Below are 18,463 nucleotides of genomic sequence, written 5' to 3' on the forward strand. Positions count from 1 at the left end.
CGTAGACCCTGGCCGCCTGAATCGATGCGCAGCGTCATTCGGCGCGCCCTGGCGCTCTCGACGATCTTAAGCGGCAGCGTGCGGCCGGCGACGCAATATTCGCGCTCCACGACAGGCGTGGGCTTGGGCTTTGTCAGATTGCGAAAGAAGCCGAGAGTCATGGCGGGACGATACGCGATTCGAGAAAAACGACTAGAACAAAAAAGAAACGGCGCCGCTCGCGCGACGCCGTTTTTTCACGATGTGGCCAGTCGCTTGGCCTCAGTCGTCAAGCAGGTTCGAGCCCTTGCCACGCTTGGTGGTCGTCGTTCCGGTGCTTGGATCGGTCTTCGTCGGAGCCGTCGACTTGTTGCGGTTGGCCATGAACCGGTCGAACTCGTCCTGGTCCTTGGCGCGGCGCAATTCGCGGGCATACTCGTCGAACTGGGTCAGCATCTCGTCGAGCTTGCGGCGCTCTTCGTTCAGCCGCTCAAGTTCCTTTTCGCGCCAGTCGTCGAAAGCGACGTTGCCGGTGCGGGCGGAGCCATTGCCCCAGCGCGCGGCCTTGTCGGAACCGCGGCGGCAGCCGGCGAAGATGCCGTCGGTCGCGCGGTTGACGTCACGCTTGAAGCCATCGAGGCGGTCGCCCCAGATGATGTAGGCGAGCATGGCGAAGCCGAGTGGCCAGAACACCATGAAACCTACAACCATCAACGCGATGGTTGCCGGCGTCCAGGCCGGACGGATCAATGCGGATGCGTTCATTTTCTCCCATTCCTTCGGTTGGAGACAGCCAAATCCGGGCTGCGTGGAATCGAAATGGGAAGAGAAAAACGGCGATTCAAGACAATGTCCGCCAAATCCGGACAAGCATCTGAAATGATTATCGCTTTTTGATCATATCGAGGAAAAGCACGACCAGCCCGGCAATCAGGCCCCAGAATGCGGCGCCAACGCCGAACAGCGTCAGACCCGACGCGGTGACGACAAAGGTGACGGTGGCGGCCATGCGATCCGCCTCTTCCTTCAGCGCGATAGACAGCGCGTTGGCGAGCGACGCCATCAGCGCCAGGCCTGCCACCAGCACGATCAGGCTCTGCGGCAGCACCGCGAAGATCGCCACCAGCGAAGCGCCGAAAATCGCAAAGATGAGATAGGCGAGCGCATAGAACGGCCCGGTCTTCCAGCGCTCGGCGGGATCGGGGTGGACGTCCGGTCCGGTGCAGATCGCCGCCGAGATCGCCGCCAGATTGGTCGTCGAGCCGCCGAACGGCGCCGACAGCAACGAAAACAGGCCCGTGACGCCGATCAGCGGGCCGGGCTCCGGGTGATAGCCGGCGGCGCGCAGCACGGCGAGGCCGGACAGGTTTTGCGACGCCATGGTGACGAGGTAGAGCGGCAGTGCCAGGCCGATCACCGCCTTGGTGGTGAAGTCAGGCGCAATCAGCGTCAGCGTCGACAGTTCCGGTGTCGGCAGGCCACCGACACGGCCGGTGAGGAAAGCGGCGAGGCCACCGCCGATCAGAACCGCCAGCACCGACAGCGCCGGGTTGAACAGCCTGATAACGAAGAAGGCAGCGATCAGCGGCAGGATCAGCCACGGGTCGATTGGAATGGTTTTCACCGCATTGAGCGCGAAGGTGACGACGATGCCGGCCAGCATGCCCGAGGCAACGGAGGGCGGTATCCTCGAGATCAGCTTGGTCAGGGGCCGAAACAGCCCTGTGGCGATCAGAAGGACGCCGGTGACGATGAAGGCGGCGACGGCCTCGCTCATCGAAAAGCCGCTCGATGCCGCGATCAGCGCCAGGCCCGGCGTCGACCAGGCGGTGATGACAGGCATTTTCGTGCGCCATGACAGCCACAGGCTCTCGATCGCCATGGCCAGGCAGATCGTCGTCACCCAGCTTGCCGTCTCGATCTGCGTCGCACCGACTGCGGTGGCGGCGGCGATGACGATGGCCAGCGTGCCGCCGAAGCCGACGATCGCCGCGACGAAGGCGGATATCGGGATGGAAAGGCGCATCAGTTTCCCCTCTGCGCCATCGCATCGACAGCCCTAACCAGCATGTCGAGATCCTGCGGTCGCGACAGGCGATGGTCGCCGTCGGGGATCAGTGACAGTGTCACGTCGTCGGCGGGCAGCAGGCTGACCAGCTTCAGCGCATGGCTTGCCGGCACATCTGCATCGGCCAGGCCCTGCAGGATGTGCACCGGGCAATGGGTGTCGATCGGGCCTGTCATTGTCAGGTTGTCGCGCCCGTCCTCGATCAGCGCGCGGGTGTAGATGTAGGGTTCCGTGGAATAGTCCGACGGCTCTTCGAAGAACCCTTTTTTGGCGAGATCGCGCTTCTGCGCCTTGGTCAGCACCGGTTCGACCAGTTCGGCGGTGAAATCCGGGGCCGGCGCCAGCAGCACCAGGCCGGCGACGTTGCTATCGCCTGCCTTGCGCAATTCCTGCACCATGCGCAGCGCGATCCAGGCGCCCATCGAGGAGCCGACCAGGATCTGGCTGCCCCGGGTGAAATGCCGGAACACGGCAAGGCTTTGTGCAAGCCATGTCGAAATCGTGCCGTCGGCGAAGGCGCCGCCGGATTCGCCATGGCCGGAATAATCGTGGCGCAGGAAGGCTCGGCCCTCGCTTGCCGCCCAGTCCGACAGCGTCTGAGCTTTCGTGCCCAGCATGTCCGACTTGTAGCCGCCGAGCCAGACGATGCCTGGCGCAGAGCCAGCAGTATGGCGCACCGCGATGCGCGATCCATCTACATCCAGAAAGATTGGGGGCGTGGCAGTCATGGCTTTTCCTCAACGCCGGTCTTGTGACACGGACGGTGGCGTGGCGAAAAGTGCTCACGATGTTGTTTGTTTGGTGCAGAGCAGCGATCAGGGTGATTTTCTGTCAATGCTGTGCTATTGACTCCGCCCGCGCGCTCACCACATTGGCGCGTCCATGCATCAACACTGACAGACCCTGAACGAAACGGCCAAGGAGACCACGACCATTCGCAGACCTTTCAAAGCAGCGGCGCCGACCAAGGATGGCCCGCGCTCCAACCGTGACATCCGGGTTCCCCGGGTCCAGCTTATCGACGCCGAAGGCCAGAACCGCGGCGATGTTTCCATCAACGACGCATTGCTGCTCGCCGAAGAGGCTGGGCTCGATCTCGTCGAGATATCGCCCAATGCGGTGCCCCCCGTCGTCAAGATACTCGATCTCGGCAAACTGAAATACGCCAACCAGAAGAAGGCGGCCGAGGCGCGCAAGAACCAGAAGGTCATCGAGATCAAGGAGATCAAGATGCGCCCGAACATCGACAGCCATGACTACGAGACCAAGATGAAGGCGGTTCGCCGCTTCTTCGAGGAAGGCGACAAGGTCAAGCTGACGCTGCGCTTCCGTGGCCGCGAGATGGCGCATATGGAACTCGGCATGCAGCTTCTGAACAAGGTCCGCGAGGAAGTGGCGACGATCGCCAAGGTCGAGGCGGAACCGAAGCTCGAAGGCCGCCAGATGATGATGGTGCTGTCGCCGCGCTAGAGCGATCCCCGTCAAAAGCAAAGGCCGCTTCGGCGGCCTTTTGTTTGTTTTGTCTTCGCCATGATTTCTCCGCAAGTTGCATCGACAAGGATTCTGGTTGCCGGTCCTCGCGGCAAAAGGATTCTGCCATGACCGCTGCGGCACGTTCTACGAGTGAAATGGGTCGCTATCAGCGGCGCCGGCGCGTCCTGCTGGCGCTGCTAATCGGTGCTTTTTGCGCTTTGCTGATCTTCGGCGGCTCCCCGCACGATGAACTAACCCACGAACGCATAGAGGCGCACGGGATCGCCCTGATACTGATCGGGATCGGCGGCCGGCTCTGGTCGATCCTCTATATCGGCGGCCGCAAGTCGGCCGAAGTGGTTGCAACCGGCCCATATTCGGTGATGCGCAACCCGCTGTATTTTTTCTCCACCGTAGCAGCCGTCGGCATCGGCACCCAGACCGGCAGCGCGATCGTCGCGGTAGCGTCGGCGGTTTTGTGCGCGGCCGCGTTCCACATCGTCACGCTGCGCGAGGAACGGCATTTGACGACCGTGCTCGGGGCGCCGTACAAGGACTACGTCGCACGGGTGCCGCGCTTTTTTCCCAATCCCCGACTTTATCGCGATCAGGCCGAGGTCACCTTCACACCGCGCATCTTCAATCACACGCTGCGCGACAGCTTGATGTTTCTGGTTTCCATACCGTTTTTCGAACTCATCGAGTCCGGACAGGAAAGCGGTGTAATTCCCGTCCTCTTCTGGCTGTATTGAGCGGCGGTAGGCAGTCAAAAAAGGCGACGTGCATTAAATCCGCCTGAATTATCCTGCAAGTCATCCCAACGATCGGCGAGGCCCTGTTTTCTTGGCCAGAAGCTGCGATCGCCGGCAAATTTTTCGACGATCGGATTCCGCCATGGTCAATGAAATCAAGTCTGCGCCCGTCGAGGCACACGGGCTGGGCGGCTATCAGCATATGCGCCGCATGGTGCTTGCGGTGCTGGTGGTGGTGCTGTTTCTGGCACTGCTGTTCGGCCAATCAAGTTTTCCGCCTGAAACCTGGGTGCATGAGTCGATCGAAATGTTCGGCGTGCTGCTGATTTTCCTCGGCATCGTCGGGCGCCTTTGGGCGACGCTCTACATAGGCGGGCGCAAATCTTCCGAGGTGGTGACCGGTGGGCCCTACTCGATAACCCGCAACCCGCTCTATGTGTTCTCGACCGTAGCCGCGGCCGGCGTCGGTGCGCAGATCGGCTCGTTCTCCGGCATCATTCTCTTTGCGCTGCTGTGCGCGGGTGCCTTCCACATCGTCATCCTGCGCGAAGAGAAGTTCCTCAAGGAAGCGCTCGGCGCGCCGTACCAGGCCTATCTGGAGAAGGTGCCGCGCTTCTTCCCGAAGCTGTCGCTCTACCAGGAGGGCGATACGGGCAGCTTCAAGCCCCGCCTGCTGCTGACCACGCTGCTCGACGGCCTGGTGTTTCTCATCGCCCTGCCGGCCTTCGAATTGATAGACGGAGCCCAGCTGTCAGGCATGTTGCCGGTCTGGTTCACGCTGCCCTGACCAAGGACACAGCGCCGCATCTCCACAGGTGTTGCGCGCGGGCCGTCTTTAACGTATAGGACCGCCGTTCAAGAAAACCGCCCGGCAGGGCATGCCGTGGCGGTTTCATTTGCTTTTCGGGCTTTGGTCGGCCCGAAGCGAACAAGAAGCGCGATAGTGCGCCAACAATACGGAGTAGCAAAATGCCCAAGATGAAGACCAAATCGGCCGCCAAGAAGCGGTTCAAGATCACAGGTACGGGTAAAGTCCTGTCGGCTGCTGCCGGCAAGCGTCACGGCATGATCAAGCGTTCCAACAAGTTCATTCGAAATGCCCGCGGCACGATGGTTCTGGCTGAACCGGATGGCAAGAAGGTCATCAAGAATTTTCTGCCGAACGGCCTCTAAGGCGTGATGCCAAAAAGTTGCAGACTTTTTGGATAACATCCCGCTCAAATAAGGCATTCGGTCTGGACACGCATTTGTTTTACGCAATTCCGAACGGAAAACCGCAAGGCACTTTTCCTGGAATTGCTTTTAAGGAGATCATGACATGGCACGCGTAAAAAGAGGCGTCACCTCGCACGCCAAGCACAAGAAGGTCCTGAAAGCCGCGAAAGGCTTCTACGGCCGCCGCAAGAACACCATCCGCATCGCCAAGCAGGCGGTGGAAAAGTCGCTGCAGTACGCTTACCGCGACCGCAAGAACCGCAAGCGCTCGTTCCGCGCGCTGTGGATCCAGCGCATCAACGCCGCGACGCACGAGCATGGCCTGACCTATGGCCGTTTCATCGACGGCCTCAACAAGTCGGGCATCGAGATCGATCGCAAGATCCTGTCGGACATGGCCATCCATGAGCCGCAGGCTTTCGCAGCCCTGGTCGCCAAGGCCAAGGTGGCGCTCGAATATCTGAAGAACACCACGCCGAACGCTTTTGAAAGCGCTGTCGCCTAAGACCAGCGCTTCCCAAGCATTCGCAATTCTGATTTGGGGAACCCGCGCTGGCACGGCTGGCGCGGGTTTTTCTTTTGCCTGAACTTCAACTTAAAAGTGACTTTCACTTAGAGCTGATTTCCAACGTAGCGAGTTTTGACCGTGAACGACGCAACCACTGGCCTGGATACGCTTGAAAACTCACTTCTGGCCGAAATCGCCTCGGCCGCCGATGAGCCGGCCATCGAGGCCGTGCGCATCGCTGCTTTCGGCAAGAAGGGCGCCGTGTCCGAGATGCTGAAGACCCTTGGCGCCATGACCGCCGAGGAGCGTCAGGTCAAAGGCCCCGCAATCAACGGACTCAAGAACCGCGTCACAGATGCGCTGACGGCGCGCAAGGCCGAGTTGAAAGATGTGGCGATCACCGTGCGCCTCGCCGCCGAAAAGGTCGATGTGACGCTGCCGGTGCGGCAGTCGCCGGCTGAGCGCGGCCGTATACACCCGATCAGCCAGGTCATCGACGAGATTGCGGCGATCTTCGGCGACCTCGGATTTTCCATCGCCGAAGGTCCCGATATCGAGACCGATTACTACAATTTCACCGCGCTGAATTTCCCAGAAGGCCATCCGGCGCGCGAGATGCACGACACCTTCTTCTTCCAGCCGGACGAGAAGGGCGAGCGCAAGCTTCTGCGCACCCACACTTCGCCGGTGCAGATCCGCACCATGGAGACGAAGAAGCCGCCGATCCGCATCGTCATTCCGGGCAAGACCTACCGGCAGGATTCGGATGCCACCCACTCGCCGATGTTCCATCAGGTCGAGGGGCTGGTGATCGACAAGACGGCCAACGTCGCCAACATGAAGTGGGTGCTGGAGGAGTTCTGCAAGGCCTTCTTCGAGGTGCCGCAGGTCAAGATGCGCTTCCGGCCGTCCTTCTTCCCGTTCACCGAACCGAGCCTCGAGGTCGATATCCAGTGTGACCGCTCCAGGCCCGGCGAAGTGCGCTTCGGCGAAGGCTCCGACTGGATGGAGATCCTCGGCTGCGGCATGGTGCACCCCAACGTGCTGCGCCATGGCGGGCTCGATCCGGACGAATATCAGGGCTTTGCCTGGGGGATGGGCATAGACCGTATCGCCATGCTGAAATACGGCATGCCGGACCTGCGCGCCTTCTTCGATGCCGACGTGCGCTGGCTGTCGCATTACGGGTTCAGGCCGCTCGACATGCCGACGCTGTTCGGAGGCCTGAGCGCATGACAGCGCCCTATGCCGGCGGCTGCCGCTGCGGCGCCGTGCGGTTCGAGGCATCAGTCGAACCGCATCACGTCAGCTATTGCCATTGCGGCGATTGCCGGCGGGCCAGCGGCGCGCCGATGTCGGCCTTTGTCGGCTTCCTGGTCGATCAGGTCGCGTTCACCGGCAAGGCGCTGAAGATGTATGAGAACGGCCCGGTGACGCGCTCCTTCTGCGGCACCTGCGGCTCACCCATCGCCTATGTCGACGAGCGGCTGGAGGACGACATCTACTTCATGCTCGGCGCCATGGATGCGCCGGCCGATTTTGAGCCGACGCAGCATGCCTATGTCAGCGAACAGCTTGCCTTCCTGCATATATCCGACGACCTGCCGAGACATCTGAAAACAAGCGTCAAAAGACCAGACGGAACAGTCCCATGAAATTCACCCTCTCCTGGCTCAAGGACCACCTAGAGACCGACGCCACGCTTGACGAGATCGTCGAGCGGCTGACCTCGATCGGCCTCGAAGTCGAGCATGTCGACGACAAGTCGAGCCTGAAACCCTTCGTCATAGCCAGGGTGTTGACGGCGGTGCAGCACCCCGATGCCGACCGGCTGCGCGTGCTGACCGTCGATACGGGCAACGGCAAGCCACCCGTGCAGGTCGTCTGCGGCGCGCCCAATGCGCGGGCCGGCCTGATCGGCGCCTTTGCCGCGCCCGGCACCTATGTGCCCGGCATCGACGTGACGCTGACGGTCGGCAAGATCAGGGGGGTCGAAAGCCATGGCATGATGTGTTCCGAGCGCGAGCTGGAACTGTCCGACGAGCACAACGGCATCATCGACCTGCCTGAGGATGCGCCTGTCGGCACCAGCTTCGCTGCCTATGCGCACATCGACGATCCGGTCATCGAGATCAATTTGACGCCGAACCGGCCGGATGCGACCAGCGTCTACGGCATCGCCAGGGATCTGGCGGCGAGCGGGCTTGGCCGCCTCGTCGGCGGCGCCATCATGCCGCATGTCGGCAACGGCATGTGTCCGGTCAAGGTAACGATCGAAGCGCCGGAGCTCTGTCCCGGCTTCGCGCTCAGGCTGGTCAAGGGCGTCAAGAATGGGCCGTCGCCAAAATGGCTGCAGCAGCGGCTGATCGCCATCGGGCTGAGGCCGATCAGCGCGCTGGTCGACATCACCAATTACGTCACCTTCGACCGCGGCCGCCCGCTGCATGTGTTCGACGCCAGCAAGGTTGCCGGCAATCTCGTCGTGCGCCGCGCGCGCGATGGTGAAAAGGTGCAGGCGCTCGATGGCCGCGAATACACGCTGACGCCGGAAATGTGCGTCATCGCGGATGACAACGGCGTCGAGTCCATCGCCGGCATCATGGGCGGCGAGCATTCGGGCTGCGACGAGAACACATCAGATGTGCTGATCGAATCCGCCCTTTGGGATCCGATCACCACGGCGCGCACCGGCCGCACGCTCGGCATCATCACCGACGCGCGTTACCGTTTCGAGCGCGGGGTGGACCCCGAATTCATGGTTCCCGGCGTCGAGCTGGCAACGAAACTGGTGCTCGATTTCTGCGGCGGCACGCCGACCGAAATGGAAGTCGTCGGTTATGCCGGCCACAAGTCGAAGATCGTTTCCTTCCCGCTTTCGGAAGTGAAGAGGCTGACCGGCATCGAGGTTCCCAAGGCGGAAAGCCTCGACATCCTGTCGCGCCTCGGCTTCAAGCCGGAGGGATCGGGCGATGTGGTCAATGTCGCCGTGCCGTCCTGGCGCCCCGACGTCGACGGCAAGGCAGACCTGGTCGAGGAAGTCATGCGCATCCATGGTGTCGACAACATCGCACCGCAGCCGCTCGGTGCGCATGACGCGGTCAATGCAAGGATCCTCACCACGCTGCAGGTCCGTACCCGCACCGCCAAGCGCGCGCTTGCCGTGCGCGGCATGATGGAAGCCGTCACCTGGTCGTTCATTCCGGCCAAGCACGCCGAGCTGTTCGGCGGCGGCCAGACCGCGCTGAAGCTCGCCAACCCGATCGCCGCCGACATGTCCGACATGCGGCCGTCGCTGCTGCCGGGCCTGATTGCTGCTGCCCAGCGCAATGCCGACAAGGGCATCGGCGACGTGGCGCTGTTCGAAGTCTCGGGCACCTATGAGGGCGACGGCGCCGACCAGCAGCGGCGCGTGGCCGCCGGCGTGCGCCGCGGCACCGCCAAGCTCGACGGCTCAGGCCGCAACTGGGCCGGCAATTCGGGTGCGGTCGGCGTGTTCGACGCCAAGGCCGACGCGATCGCCGCACTGGAAGCCTGCGGTGCGCCTGTCGACCGGCTGCAGATCGAGGCCGGCGGCCCGGCCTGGTATCATCCCGGCCGTTCCGGCACGATCAAGCTCGGTCCGAAAACCGTGCTCGGCACCTTCGGCGAATTCCACCCGAAGACGCTGGAAGGCCTCGATGTTTCCGGCCCGCTGTGCGGCTTCGAAGTGTTTGTCGATGCCGTGCCCGAGCCGAAGGCCAAGCCGACGAAAACCAAGCCGAAACTGGAACTGTCCCCCTTCCAGGCGGTCAAGCGCGACTTCGCTTTCGTCGTCGACAAAACGGTCGAGGCCGGCACGCTGGTGCGCGCGGCGCTCGCCGCCGACAAGAAGCTCATCACCGCCGTCTCGGTCTTCGACATCTTCGAAGGCGCTTCGCTGGGCGAGGGCAAGAAATCGATCGCCATCGAAGTGTCGATCCAGCCGGTTGAAAAGACACTGACCGACGAGGATTTCGAGGCACTGGCCAAGCGTATCGTCGAGAATGTCGGCAAGCAGGCCGGTGGCGTTCTGAGGACGTAGCGCCCAAGGCGACTGAACTGTTAGCGATGGGGCTGCTCATCCGTCTACGGGACGGATAAGCAGCCGTTGCCGCAATGGTCAGAACCCGCCGCCGACCCTCAGGCCAAAGGCATGGCTGTAGCTGTCTTGAAAGCCGATTGTGCCGCGATAATCGAGCCCGATGGATAACCCTTGGTGCAGCAGCAGATCGGCGCCCAGGCCGATCATCACCTGGTCACTCGCCAAAGGCTGCGTCTGGAAGCCATAGACAAGGCCATCCGGACTATCCGCGTAGCGGATATCGACGTCGCTCGAGCCGGAGAATTCGTGAGTGTATTCAAACCGGAAGCGTGGTGTGAAGACGCCGAGGGCCACCGGCATGTCATAGCCGCCGGCAAGGCCAAGCGTGCCGCCGAGGCTGTCGACGCTCTGCTTGCCGAAGCTCAGCGAATAGATGCCTGCTCCGGTTTCGGTAAACGCGTCGAGGCTCGAAGAGGATGCCGTCAACCTGGCGAACGGAGTGAGTCGCAGCCCGCCGACGCTATGATCGAAACCGGCAGTCAGCGAGCCGAAAATCTGGTCGCCGTCACGCTGACCGTCGGCAAAGCCGCCAACACTTGTCACGAAGCGCTTCGAATCGAAGCTGAACGAACCGTAGCCGGCCAGGGCATCGAGAAACAGGTTTTCGGCCGGGCGATAGCTTGCATAGAGCGTCGCGCTGTAGGCCTCGCCGGAACTCTCGGTGCCATTGCCGCCAATGTCGCTGTCGTCGCTGGAGTAGCCGACGGCCAGACCGGCGACGAAACGGTCGTTGAAACGGTAGTCGATGCCGGTGGTCATGTTGATCGAAACGGAGTCCCGCTCCGCGCTATCATCAGGCGAACTATGGCCGAGATCGATGTGGCCGCCGGCCCACAAGCCGAAGCCCAGCTTTGCCGCTTCGCCCCCACAATCGGATCCGTCTGGAAAGTCGACGCTGGCGGCATTGCCATCGGCGCCTTGGCCAGACAGTTCGAGCCCATTCGCAAAGGCCTTGCGGCACGCCTCGCTTCGCAAAGCGCCCATGCGATGGTTGATATTGTCTGTCTGCCCGGCGGCGAATTGCTGCACCGCTTGCGCCTGGGCATTGAGCAGCCCGGCGACCTCCGGATCGTCGGAGGGGTCCGGCCGCGTGGTGACGGTGATGGTCACCGTGGCCGGATCGGAAACGCCGCCGGGGCCGGTCAGTGTGTACGTTACGATGACGGTGCCTGAAAACACCGGCGAGGACGCGAAGGTCAGTAGGTAGTTGGGCGCGCCGGACAGCGTCGCCGTGCCGCCCTCGGCGGGGGCGCTGGACATGATCGCCGCGGCGCTGAATGGTTCGCCGGTAGCACCCGGCGTCAACGGCAGCGAAGCTGACATGCCGGCAACGATCGTCATGGTCAGTGACGGCGCCGTCGGTCGGGGCGCCGCAGCGATGTCCAGCGTATACTCGCGCCTTGCCCTGTTCTCGGAGGTGTCGAACACATCGACGGCAAAGGCAAATGATCCGCTCTCGGTCGGCGTGCCGCCGAGTGTGCCATCGGTTGCGAGCGAAACGCCTTCGGGCAGATTTCCGATGATCCGCTGAAACGTGTAAGGCGCGCCCACACCGCCGGTTGCGGTCAGCATCTGGCTATAGGGCTGCCCAACCTGGCCATTGGGCAAAGCTGCCGGTGAAATTACGATGGGCGGGCCAGTGGTGATCGCAAGCGTGTAGTCGCGTTCGCCGTTGTTGCCGACATGGTCCGTCGCCCGAATCCTGAAACTGTAGACGCCGGGGACCGCTATGACCGGCCCGGAGAGGACGCCGGCACTGCTGAAGGCGACGGGCATGGAGCCCGAAACGATCGAGAACGTAAAGGGGCCGCCAGCACCACCCGAAGCCGTCAGCGCCTGGCTATAGGGCTGGCCAATCTGCGCGCCGGGCAAGGCAGCTGGTGAAATGACGACCGGGTTGTCCGCGATCACGATGGTGTAGTCGTGTTCGCCGCTGTTGCCGACATGGTCTGTCGCCCGGACCCTGAAACTGTAGACGCCGGGGGCGGCTATCACTGGCCCTGAGAGGACGCCGGCACTGCTGAAGGCGACGGGCATGGAGCCCGAAACGATCGAGAACGTGTAGGGACCGCCAGCGCCACCCGAAGCCGTCAGCGCCTGGTTATACGGCTGGCCAATCTGCCCGCCGGGCAACGCAGCAGGCGAAATCAAGACCGGGTTGTCCGCGATCACAATCGTGTAGTCGCGTGTGCCGGTGTTGCCGACCTGATCTGTCGCCAGGACTCTGAAATTATAGGTGCCGGGGGCGGCTATCACTGCCCCGGAGAGGACGCCGCCGCTGCTGAAGGAGACCGGCGTGACCCCCGAAGTGAGCGCGAACGTGTATGGCCCGCCAGCTCCGCCTGAAGCCATCAGCGTCCGATCATAGTGCTCACCAACTCTCCCATCCGGCAGCGTGGCCGGGGAAATCACGATCGGCTCCGCCGCAGCACTTGCATTGAGCGAGGCTGCGATCAGAACGCAGAAGGTCGCGGCAATCCAGAACCACTTCGCAGTCAATTTTGCCCTGTCGATCGGTCCTCTCGACGATGCTGCTGGCCAAACCGACGATATCTGCATGCCCAGGCTACCCCAGCCGGTGTGGAAAATTCCAATAGCAATCGTCCATGCCGGCAGATGGGCAGACGCGCATAGTCGTCAGATGACGAGGGTGGGGCTGTTTTAGGGCCAGGCCGAGCATCATGGTCCGGTCACGTTGCAATCTGGCCACATCTTTGGTGGCGCTATGGGCGAAGCATTGCGGATACTTGCCGAATCGCTCTCCAAAGGGCGATGGATCCTCTCTCCTATTCGGGCCTTCCTCTTGAAGAGCAGCGCGCGGCATTTCTCGCCATCGTGCTTGCCGACCCGCTGTTACGCGACGCGCTGGCGCGGGCTCGCACGCTCGACCTGCCGGACTGGCTGGTGGTTTCCGGCGCGCTCTACAACAGTGTTTGGAACCATCTGACCGGCAAGCCTTCGGGGTATGGCATCAGGGATGTCGACCTGTTCTACTTCGATGACAGCGACCTCTCCTACGAGGCCGAGGACGCCGTTATTCGCCGCGCGGAGAAGCATTTCGAAGGACTGCCGCTGCCGGTCGAGGTGCGCAATCAGGCGCGGGTGCATCTTTGGTATCCGCAGAAGTTCGGGTGGCCTTGCCCGCGCTATTCGAACGCCAGCGATCCCGTCTGCTATTTCGCGTCGAAGACGCACGCCGTCGGGGTTCGATACGATGCTGACGGGCAGCTGGTGTTGGTGGCGCCGTTCGGGCTGGATGATGTTTTTTCGTTCCGCATCACACCGAACCGGGTGATGGACAATCAGAAGACGCATGAGGCGAAGGGCAGACGCGCCCAGGAGTATTGGCCGGAGATCACTGTCGTGCCTTGGTAGGAAATGTCGGCAGGGCAGAGGGCGCGCTTCACGCCAGCGTCTCCCACCTTTTGCACCGCGCTGCGTACGAAAAGGGGGCGCCCGGCGCCCCTTTCGCTTACTCGCAGTTTTTACCCATTCACCAGCGCCAGCAACTCCTCAGTATAGCGCTTGCCCATAACCTTGTTGGGCGACAGCGCGTCACCAATAGCCTGCACCTCGGCCGCGCTTAGCTCGATGTCCGCCGCCGCCGTGTTCTGCTCCAGATGGCGTATCTTGCGCGCGCCGGGGATCGGTACGATGAAATCGCCCTGGTGCAGCACCCAGGCCAGCGCCAGCTGTGCCGAGGTCACGCCCTTTTCAACAGCCAGCTTTTCCAAGGTGGCGATGACAGCGGCGTTGGCTTCCATCGCCTCGGCCTGGAAGCGCGGCAAGGTCCGGCGCCAGTCGCCGTCGCTCAAGGCCTCGGGCTTGGCGATCGTGCCGGTCAGCAGCCCACGGCCGAGCGGGCTATAGGGAACGAAGCCGATGCCGAGCTCGCGGCAGACGGCGAACACCTCGTCTTCCGGGTCGCGGCTCCACAGCGAATATTCGCTCTGCACGGCCGATGCCGGATGCACGGCATGGGCCCGGCGAATGGTCGCGGCACTCGCCTCGGACAGGCCAAGCGCGCGCACCTTGCCCTCGCGCACCAGTTCGGCCATGGCGCCGACCGTATCCTCGATTGGCACGTTGGGGTCGACACGGTGCTGGTAGTAGAGGTCGATCACATCGGTGCCCAGCCGTTTCAGCGAGGCCTCGGCGACCGCTTTGACGTGCTCGGGGCGGCTGTCGACGCCCGCCATGCGGTCGAGGCCTGTACCTTCCTCCAGAATCCGGAAGCCGAATTTTGTCGCGATCGTCAGATGATCACGCACCGGCTTCAGCGCCTTGCCGAGCAGAATCTCGTTCTCGAAGGGGCCATAGACCTCCGCCGTGTCGAAGAAGTTGACGCCGATATCGACGGCGCGGTGCAGCGTGGCGATCGCATCGGCTTCCGCTTGGCCGCCATAGGCGAAGCTCATGCCCATGCAGCCGAGGCCGACGGGGTAGACGTTCAATTCAGTTCCTAGCTTGCGGGTTTGCATAACGCGTCTCCTTGTTGCGATGTGGGAGAAATAGCGCCTTGCCTTGTGTTCGATAATCGGCTTCCATCCGCACGGGCTGTACTAAAAGATAGATCAATGAATCGCGCGCATCTTTCCCAATTGGCCGTGCTGGCAACTGTCGCTCAATGCGGCAGCTTTCGGGGCGCCGCCAGGGAATTGGCCATCGCGCCTTCGGCTGTCAGCCACGCGGTATCCAGCCTGGAGGCGCGGCTTGGCGTTCGGCTGCTGGCGCGCAGCACACGCAGCGTCGCGCCGACCGAAGAAGGTGCGCAGTTGCTGGAGCGGTTGCGGCCGGCGCTGTCGGAGATCGACCTGGCGCTGGAGACGGCAATCGAGACGCGCGACCGGCCGGCCGGCAATCTGCGCCTGACCGTGCCGCGCACGGCAGCGCATTTGGCGCTGACGCCACGGCTGGGCGCCTTTGCGTCGGCCTATCCCGACATCGTGCTGGAGATCGTCATCGAGGACCGCTTCACCGACGTGGTGGAAGGCGGCTTCGATGCTGGCGTCCGGCTTGGCGAGAGCCTGCAGCGCGACATGATCGCGGTGCGCATCGGGCCGGACCTTCGCGGCGCGGTGGTCGGCGCCCCGGTCTATTTCGAGGTCAACCCCAAGCCGCGCCACCCGCGCGACCTGGCCGGCCACCGCTGCATCCGCTTCCGCTTCTCCAGCGGCATCCTCTACCGCTGGGAGTTCGAGAAAGGCCGCGAGACGATCGAGATGGCGGTGGAGGGACCGCTGATCCTCGACGAGGACCATCTGATCGCCCAGGCGGCGGTCGACGGCGCCGGGCTCGCCTTCGTCTTTGAGGACTATGTCCGCGCACCGCTCGCCGACGGCAGGCTGATCCGCGTGCTGGAGGACTGGTGCCCGCCCTTCGACGGCTTCTTTGTCTATTATCCGAGCCGCCGTCAGATGCGGCCAGCGCTCAGGGCCTTTGTCGATTTCTTCAAGGTGAGTGGATAAAGCGGGCTCGCCCCCCCTTGGTGGAAGATAACCGGCATCGCGGTCGTTCACCAACGATGCAAACATCGATCACCAACAGCACCACCCGCTATGGCTGGGGCGCGATCATTCTTCACTGGCTGATTGCGCTGATCTTCATCGGCCAGTTCGCTCTCGGCTTCGTCATGGTGCGGGTGACCAGCCAGCGCACCGCCTTCGAACTGATCCAGCTGCACAAATCCTTCGGCTTCCTGCTGCTCGGCCTGATCATCCTGCGCATCGTCTGGCGCTACGGCAATACAACGCCGGCGCTGCCGCGCTCGGTCGGGACTTTGGAACGTCGGGCGGCACCGTTGGCCCATTTTGCGCTCTACGCGTTCCAGCTTGCCTTGCCCTTGTCCGGGTGGGCGCTCGTGTCGGTCTCGATGCTGGAGATACCCAGCCTGCCGTTCAACCTGTTCGTCATGCCGAACCTGCCGCTGGCCGAATCGGATGGTGCCGAAAGCTTCTGGGCGGCGGCGCATTGGTATCTTGCCTATGCCGGCATGGCGCTTGTGGCTCTCCACGTTGCGGCGGCACTGCGGCATCATTTCCAGCTCAGGGATGGCGTGCTCATGCGCATGATCACGCCTTCGTCAGATCCGGAATAGAGCGAGCGGTTCATTCGTTCATGGAGTGAGGGCGCAGGAATGCGCTGCCTCCAACAAGGAACATCCCCATGTACACGCGCATCCTCGGATTTGCGGCGGTCGCCGCTTGCCTCGCCATGCCTGTTTCAGCGGCCGTCGCGCTTGGTGACGCCGCCGGCAGCTATTCGATCAGCCCGGCCAACTCCAGCATCCGCTTCTCCATCGGCAAGGTCGGCGGCGGCGGCCTGAATGGCGCCTTCGCCCGCTTCAAGGGCTCGATCCGCATCGACAACAGCGATGTCGGGCACTCGCAGGTCAATTTCACCATCTTTCCCGAAAGCGTTGGCACCGGCCAGAGCCGTATCGATGCCTTCCTGCGCTCCGACGCGGTGTTCGATGCCGCCAACAACCCGGAGATCCAGTTCCGCTCTACCAGCGTGACCCGAACCAGCGACACCACGGCCCTCGTCAGCGGCCGGCTGACGGCGCGCGGCAAGACGTTTCCGGAAAAGTTCATGGCCGAGCTTGGCGGTCTCAAGGCCGGGACGATCAAATTCCATGTCACCGGCAAGGTGCTGAGGTCGCGCTACGGCATGGATGTCGGCACGCCAATCTATTCCAACATCGTCGACTTCGACATGACGCTGACCGGCAAAAGGGGCTGACCCTCGTCATTGGCTTTTCCGGCGATTTCGGGCAAACCTCGTTGCCTGTAATTGTGATGGAGAAGCCTGATGTTCCGATGGGGTGTGTTGTCGACGGCCAAGATCGGCCGCGAGCATTTGTTGCCGGCGATGGTCGAGGCGGAGAACGGCGTGCTGTCGGCGATCGCCAGCCGTGACCTGTCGAAGGCCAAGGCGCTGGCCGAGCGCTTCGGCGCGCGCCATACCTTCGGCTCCTATGAGGAACTGCTTGCCTCCGACGAGGTCGATGGCGTCTACATCCCGTTGCCGACCTCGCAGCATGTCGAATGGGCGGCCAAGGCCATCGAAGCCGGCAAGCACGTGCTGGTCGAAAAGCCGCTGGCGCTCGACGCCAAGGACATCCTGCCGCTGATCAAGCTGCGCGACCAGAAAAAGGTGCTGGTCTGCGAGGCCTTCATGGTCATCTACCACCCGCAATGGATCAAGGTACGCGACCTCATCGCCAGCGGCGCCATCGGCCGGCTGCGCCATGTGCAGGGTGCCTTCTCCTACTACAATGTCGACCCCAGCAACATGCGCAACCAGCTCGATCTCGGCGGTGGTGCGCTGCCCGACATCGGCGTCTACCCGACCGTGTCGACGCGCTTTTCGACCGGCAAGGAGCCGCTGCGCGTGCAGGCGACGATCGAGCGCGACAAGACATTCGGCACCGACATCTACTCCTCGATCCGCGCCGATTTCGGCGACTTCGAGCTGTCGTTCTATCTGTCGACGCAGATGGCGGCGCGCCAGGTGATGGTGTTCCACGGCGAGAAGGGTTTCATCGAGCTGTTCTCGCCCTTCAATGCCGGGCTCTACGACCACCACCGCGTCGAACTGCACAACCAGAACCACACCGAGACGCAAGTGTTCCGCTTTCCCGGCACGCAGCAATACCGGCTGGAGGTCGAGACCTTCGCGCGTGCGGCACAGGGCGGCAAGGAGCGCGTCTTCACGCTGGAGGAATCCGTGCTCAACCAGAAAGTCATCGATGCCATCTTCCGCGCCGGCGGCAAAGAAGGCTGGGAGACAGTCTGACCCCTTGCATTGAAGTAGCCGGCTAATTCTGGGAGGAAAGATGGCTGACGATGCGGACGTGATCATTGTCGGCGCCGGTCTTGCAGGGCTGGTTGCCGCCGCCGAGCTTGCCGAGGCCGGCAAGAAAATCATCATTGTCGACCAGGAGCCGGAGCAGTCGCTGGGCGGTCAGGCGTTCTGGTCGTTCGGCGGCCTTTTCCTCGTCAATTCGCCCGAGCAGCGGCGCATGCGCATCCGCGATTCGCATGACCTGGCGTTGGAAGACTGGCTGGGCACCGCGGCTTTCGATCGGCCGGAGGATTTCTGGCCGCGCAAATGGGCGGAAGCCTATGTCGGTTTCGCCGCCGGCGAGAAACGCTCCTGGCTGATGCAGCGCGGCCTGAAATTCTTTCCTGTGGTCGGCTGGGCCGAGCGGGGCGGCGGCAATGCAATCGGCCACGGCAATTCGGTGCCGCGCTTTCACATTACCTGGGGCACCGGCCCCGGTGTGCTCGAACCGTTCGCCCAGCGCGTGCGCGAGGCCCAAAAGCGCGGATTGATCAGTTTCAAAT

19 protein-coding genes are annotated in these 18,463 nt (G+C 62.8%); 14 read left to right on the plus strand and 5 right to left on the minus strand.

Annotation, left to right across the window (positions count from 1 at the left end; translation table 11 throughout):
• Nucleotides 1-261: 261 nt before the first annotated feature.
• The 3 genes from EN939_RS02310 to EN939_RS02320 all read right to left on the minus strand — a co-directional run bounded on the left by EN939_RS02310 (nt 262) and on the right by EN939_RS02320 (nt 2,775).
• The gene (locus EN939_RS02310; protein WP_127266800.1) at nt 262-744 is read right to left on the minus strand and encodes a DUF2852 domain-containing protein; all 483 of its coding nucleotides are present in this window, start codon (nt 742-744) and stop codon (nt 262-264) included.
• Nucleotides 745-862: 118 nt separating this feature from the next.
• Nucleotides 863-2,005, minus strand: a complete 1,143-nt coding sequence (locus EN939_RS02315; protein WP_127266801.1) for a benzoate/H(+) symporter BenE family transporter — start codon at nt 2,003-2,005, stop codon at nt 863-865.
• Entirely contained in the window at nt 2,005-2,775 is a 771-nt protein-coding gene (locus EN939_RS02320; protein WP_127266802.1) for an alpha/beta hydrolase, read from the minus strand. Before EN939_RS02320 ends, EN939_RS02315 begins: the two co-directional genes overlap by 1 nt.
• Before the next feature lie 205 nt (nt 2,776-2,980).
• On the opposite strand from EN939_RS02320, the gene infC reads away from it, so the two are divergent.
• From infC to pheT, 8 genes are all read left to right on the plus strand, one after another.
• Nucleotides 2,981-3,517, plus strand: coding sequence for a translation initiation factor IF-3 (infC, locus tag EN939_RS02325; protein ID WP_013528312.1), 537 nt, complete (start codon nt 2,981-2,983; stop codon nt 3,515-3,517).
• A gap of 128 nt (nt 3,518-3,645) precedes the next feature.
• A complete protein-coding gene (locus tag EN939_RS02330; RefSeq protein WP_127266803.1) occupies nt 3,646-4,272 on the plus strand; it encodes a methyltransferase family protein in 627 nt (208 codons plus the stop codon).
• A gap of 142 nt (nt 4,273-4,414) precedes the next feature.
• Nucleotides 4,415-5,059: a methyltransferase family protein gene (locus EN939_RS02335; protein ID WP_127266804.1), complete on the plus strand. Its 645-nt coding sequence runs from the start codon at nt 4,415-4,417 to the stop codon at nt 5,057-5,059.
• A 182-nt stretch (nt 5,060-5,241) separates the two neighbouring features.
• Entirely contained in the window at nt 5,242-5,445 is a 204-nt protein-coding gene (rpmI, locus tag EN939_RS02340) for a 50S ribosomal protein L35 (RefSeq protein ID WP_006201248.1), read from the plus strand.
• Between the two features lie 145 nt (nt 5,446-5,590).
• Nucleotides 5,591-5,992, plus strand: a complete 402-nt coding sequence (rplT, locus tag EN939_RS02345; RefSeq protein WP_013528310.1) for a 50S ribosomal protein L20 — start codon at nt 5,591-5,593, stop codon at nt 5,990-5,992.
• A gap of 141 nt (nt 5,993-6,133) precedes the next feature.
• A complete protein-coding gene (gene pheS, locus EN939_RS02350) occupies nt 6,134-7,231 on the plus strand; it encodes a phenylalanine--tRNA ligase subunit alpha (protein WP_127266805.1) in 1,098 nt (365 codons plus the stop codon).
• On the plus strand, nt 7,228-7,650 hold the full coding sequence (locus EN939_RS02355; RefSeq protein WP_127266806.1) for a GFA family protein: 423 nt from the start codon (nt 7,228-7,230) through the stop codon (nt 7,648-7,650). Before pheS ends, EN939_RS02355 begins: the two co-directional genes overlap by 4 nt.
• Entirely contained in the window at nt 7,647-10,055 is a 2,409-nt protein-coding gene (pheT, locus tag EN939_RS02360; RefSeq protein WP_127266807.1) for a phenylalanine--tRNA ligase subunit beta, read from the plus strand. Before EN939_RS02355 ends, pheT begins: the two co-directional genes overlap by 4 nt.
• Before the next feature lie 78 nt (nt 10,056-10,133).
• Here pheT and EN939_RS02365 read toward each other — a convergent pair whose 3' ends face one another.
• The gene (locus EN939_RS02365; protein ID WP_164748778.1) at nt 10,134-12,614 is read right to left on the minus strand and encodes an autotransporter domain-containing protein; all 2,481 of its coding nucleotides are present in this window, start codon (nt 12,612-12,614) and stop codon (nt 10,134-10,136) included.
• A gap of 273 nt (nt 12,615-12,887) precedes the next feature.
• On the opposite strand from EN939_RS02365, the gene EN939_RS02370 reads away from it, so the two are divergent.
• Complete coding sequence (locus EN939_RS02370; protein WP_127266809.1) at nt 12,888-13,490, plus strand: nucleotidyltransferase family protein; 603 nt, start codon at nt 12,888-12,890, stop codon at nt 13,488-13,490.
• A gap of 110 nt (nt 13,491-13,600) precedes the next feature.
• On the opposite strand, the gene EN939_RS02375 is transcribed toward EN939_RS02370, so the two are convergent.
• Nucleotides 13,601-14,596: an aldo/keto reductase gene (locus tag EN939_RS02375; protein WP_127266810.1), complete on the minus strand. Its 996-nt coding sequence runs from the start codon at nt 14,594-14,596 to the stop codon at nt 13,601-13,603.
• A gap of 96 nt (nt 14,597-14,692) precedes the next feature.
• Between EN939_RS02375 and EN939_RS02380 the strand changes: the two genes are divergently transcribed.
• From EN939_RS02380 to EN939_RS02400, 5 genes are all read left to right on the plus strand, one after another.
• The gene (locus EN939_RS02380; RefSeq protein WP_127266811.1) at nt 14,693-15,583 is read left to right on the plus strand and encodes a LysR family transcriptional regulator; all 891 of its coding nucleotides are present in this window, start codon (nt 14,693-14,695) and stop codon (nt 15,581-15,583) included.
• A gap of 56 nt (nt 15,584-15,639) precedes the next feature.
• A complete protein-coding gene (locus EN939_RS02385) occupies nt 15,640-16,212 on the plus strand; it encodes a cytochrome b (protein ID WP_127266812.1) in 573 nt (190 codons plus the stop codon).
• Nucleotides 16,213-16,280: 68 nt separating this feature from the next.
• Entirely contained in the window at nt 16,281-16,856 is a 576-nt protein-coding gene (locus tag EN939_RS02390) for a YceI family protein (RefSeq protein WP_127266813.1), read from the plus strand.
• Nucleotides 16,857-16,925: 69 nt separating this feature from the next.
• The gene (locus EN939_RS02395; protein WP_127266814.1) at nt 16,926-17,912 is read left to right on the plus strand and encodes a Gfo/Idh/MocA family protein; all 987 of its coding nucleotides are present in this window, start codon (nt 16,926-16,928) and stop codon (nt 17,910-17,912) included.
• A gap of 40 nt (nt 17,913-17,952) precedes the next feature.
• The coding region (locus EN939_RS02400) for an FAD-dependent oxidoreductase (RefSeq protein ID WP_127266815.1) at nt 17,953-18,463 on the plus strand (511 nt) is incomplete at its 3' end.

It is taken from the genome of Mesorhizobium sp. M7A.F.Ca.CA.002.05.1.1 (assembly GCF_003998335.1).
Classification (GTDB): domain Bacteria; phylum Pseudomonadota; class Alphaproteobacteria; order Rhizobiales; family Rhizobiaceae; genus Mesorhizobium.

What these genes read in the sequence shown, in the direction of transcription:
- EN939_RS02355 (WP_127266806.1), top strand. Translation starts at nt 7,228, where the DNA reads ATGACAGCGCCCTATGCCGGCGGCTGCCGCTGCGGCGCCGTGCGGTTC.
- EN939_RS02310 (WP_127266800.1), bottom strand. Translation starts at nt 744, where the DNA reads ATGAACGCATCCGCATTGATCCGTCCGGCCTGGACGCCGGCAACCATC.
- EN939_RS02395 (WP_127266814.1), top strand. Translation starts at nt 16,926, where the DNA reads ATGTTCCGATGGGGTGTGTTGTCGACGGCCAAGATCGGCCGCGAGCAT.
- rplT (WP_013528310.1), top strand. Translation starts at nt 5,591, where the DNA reads ATGGCACGCGTAAAAAGAGGCGTCACCTCGCACGCCAAGCACAAGAAG.
- EN939_RS02390 (WP_127266813.1), top strand. Translation starts at nt 16,281, where the DNA reads ATGTACACGCGCATCCTCGGATTTGCGGCGGTCGCCGCTTGCCTCGCC.
- pheT (WP_127266807.1), top strand. Translation starts at nt 7,647, where the DNA reads ATGAAATTCACCCTCTCCTGGCTCAAGGACCACCTAGAGACCGACGCC.
- EN939_RS02385 (WP_127266812.1), top strand. Translation starts at nt 15,640, where the DNA reads ATGCAAACATCGATCACCAACAGCACCACCCGCTATGGCTGGGGCGCG.
- EN939_RS02370 (WP_127266809.1), top strand. Translation starts at nt 12,888, where the DNA reads ATGGATCCTCTCTCCTATTCGGGCCTTCCTCTTGAAGAGCAGCGCGCG.
- rpmI (WP_006201248.1), top strand. Translation starts at nt 5,242, where the DNA reads ATGCCCAAGATGAAGACCAAATCGGCCGCCAAGAAGCGGTTCAAGATC.
- EN939_RS02320 (WP_127266802.1), bottom strand. Translation starts at nt 2,775, where the DNA reads ATGACTGCCACGCCCCCAATCTTTCTGGATGTAGATGGATCGCGCATC.
- EN939_RS02330 (WP_127266803.1), top strand. Translation starts at nt 3,646, where the DNA reads ATGACCGCTGCGGCACGTTCTACGAGTGAAATGGGTCGCTATCAGCGG.
- EN939_RS02335 (WP_127266804.1), top strand. Translation starts at nt 4,415, where the DNA reads ATGGTCAATGAAATCAAGTCTGCGCCCGTCGAGGCACACGGGCTGGGC.
- EN939_RS02375 (WP_127266810.1), bottom strand. Translation starts at nt 14,596, where the DNA reads ATGCAAACCCGCAAGCTAGGAACTGAATTGAACGTCTACCCCGTCGGC.
- EN939_RS02380 (WP_127266811.1), top strand. Translation starts at nt 14,693, where the DNA reads ATGAATCGCGCGCATCTTTCCCAATTGGCCGTGCTGGCAACTGTCGCT.
- EN939_RS02315 (WP_127266801.1), bottom strand. Translation starts at nt 2,005, where the DNA reads ATGCGCCTTTCCATCCCGATATCCGCCTTCGTCGCGGCGATCGTCGGC.